Annotated in this window: 1 protein-coding gene; it reads left to right on the top strand. The window is 62.1% G+C overall.

From position 1 onward, the window contains the following. Positions 1-146: 146 nt before the first annotated feature. A partial coding sequence (locus ACFW22_RS35905; RefSeq protein WP_386413005.1) for a condensation domain-containing protein occupies positions 147-1,198 on the top strand: 1,052 nt, incomplete at its 3' end.

The following is a 1,198-nucleotide window of genomic DNA, read 5'->3' as shown; positions in this document are numbered from 1 at the left end:
TGACGAATGTGATTGCTGATGTGCTGGGTGTTCGGTTGACGATTCGGGATGTTTTTGGGTGTCCGACGGTTGCGGGTCTTGCTGAGTTGGTTGTGGGGCGTGGGGTGGGGGGTTCTGTGCCTGTGTTGGTTGCGGGGGAGGGGGTGGTGGAGGGTGATGGTTTGCCTGTGGCGTCTTTTGCTCAGCGGCGGTTGTGGTTGTTGTCTGAGTTGGAGGGGGAGAGTGCGGCTTACAACGTGCCGATGGTGGTGCGGATGGAGGGTGTGCTTGATGTGGGGGTGTTGGGGGCGGCTTTGAGTGATGTGGTGGGGCGTCATGCTCCGCTGCGGACGCTTTTTGAGTCGGTGGATGGTGAGTTGTGTCAGCGGGTTGTGGCGCCGGAGTTGGCTCGGGTTTCGGTGGAGCGGCGTCGGGTTGATGTGGGTGCGTTGGAGGGGGAGCTTGCTGCGGCGGCTGGTCGTGTTTTTGATCTGTCGTGTGAGTTGCCTTTGCGTGCGGTGGTTTTTGATCTGGGTGATGGGTCGGTGGTGTTGTCTCTGGTGGTGCATCACATTGCGACGGATGGTTTGTCGAATGGGGTGTTCTTCGGGGATTTGCAGCGGGCTTATGAGGCTCGGGTCGCGGGTGTTGAGGGTGGTGTGCTTGAGCCGTTGTCGGTGGAGTATGTGGATTATGCGGCGTGGCAGCGGCGTGTGTTGGGTTCGGTGGGGGATCCGGGGAGTTTGCTGAGTCGGGAGTTGGGTTTTTGGCGGGGGGTTTTGGAGGGGGTTCCGGAGGAGCATGGGTTGAGTTTGGATCGGCCGCGTCCGGTGCGTGCTTCGTATCGGGGTGGTGAGGTCGAGGTCGTGTGGGGTGGTGATCTGTTCGAGCGGGTGGCTGCGTTTGCTCGTGCGGAGGGGTGTACGCCGTTCATGGTGGTGCATGCTGCTCTGGTTGCGGCGTTGACGCGGTTGGGTGCGGGGACGGATTTGGTGATTGGTTCGCCGGTGGCCGGTCGTGGTGAGCGGTCGTTGCAGGATCTGGTCGGGTTCTTCGTGAACACGTTGGTGTTGCGGACGAGTAGTGCGGGTGATCCGAGTTTCCGTGAGCTCGTGCGGCGGGTGCGTGCGGTGGACCTGGATGCGTTCGCGCATCAGGAGGCGCCGTTCGACCTGGTCCTGGAAGCGGTCAACCCGGCCCGGACCCTTGCCCGACACCC

This window comes from Streptomyces sp. NPDC058872 (assembly GCF_042743065.1).
In the GTDB taxonomy this organism is placed as follows: domain Bacteria; phylum Actinomycetota; class Actinomycetes; order Streptomycetales; family Streptomycetaceae; genus Streptomyces.
The sequence above is the reverse complement of the archived record's forward strand: the minus strand, read 5'-3'. Positions and strand labels throughout refer to the sequence as shown.